1 protein-coding gene and 1 CRISPR repeat array are annotated in these 627 nt (G+C 52.0%); the gene reads right to left on the minus strand.

The window, feature by feature from the left end; genetic code table 11:
* Positions 1–109: transposase-like zinc-binding domain-containing protein (locus tag D0T11_RS23655; RefSeq protein WP_449547621.1), on the minus strand; the 109-nt coding region annotated here is incomplete at its 3' end.
* A gap of 47 nt (positions 110–156) precedes the next feature.
* A CRISPR array of direct repeats spans positions 157–576; the repeat unit is 29 nt; unit sequence GCTTCAATCGGACTGTGTGGAATTGAAAT.
* Positions 577–627 lie beyond the last annotated feature (51 nt).

A 627-nucleotide genomic window follows, 5' to 3' on the forward strand; every position in this document is an offset into this window, starting at 1 on the left:
CTTGGTGGCGGCAGGCTTTGCACTGGTATTTGGGCTGGCCGTGGCGGCTGCCGTTCTTGCGCAAGTCAGCACTGCTGCACTTGCCACACGTCAACGTGGTCTGAAGCATGGGAGTAAGATACTACTCACCCCGCATTATACCACCGCCGCCTAATAGCTTCAATCGGACTGTGTGGAATTGAAATACGGGCACGTTTGGGTAAAGAAGTACGACCGTAATGGCTTCAATCGGACTGTGTGGAATTGAAATCATTCTTGTCGTGAGTGACTTCGAAAGCAATGTCTGAGCTTCAATCGGACTGTGTGGAATTGAAATTAAACCCGTCCCCAGGGTGCCGGGAATATAGCCAAGCTTCAATCGGACTGTGTGGAATTGAAATCGGTGGGCGCACTGCAACCCATTAGCTTAGAAAACTGCTTCAATCGGACTGTGTGGAATTGAAATAGGCCCTGTTGGTGTTGGCGAGGGTGTACTCGATACGGCTTCAATCGGACTGTGTGGAATTGAAATACGAAAGCACCGCCGAGGCCCGGCGCGTGCTCGATGGCTTCAATCGGACTGTGTGGAATTGAAATACTGCCGGGCCTACCAAACCTACCTGCGCCAACTGGGCTTCAATCGGACTG

Source organism: Hymenobacter rubripertinctus (assembly GCF_003583925.1).
Lineage (GTDB): Bacteria > Bacteroidota > Bacteroidia > Cytophagales > Hymenobacteraceae > Hymenobacter > Hymenobacter rubripertinctus.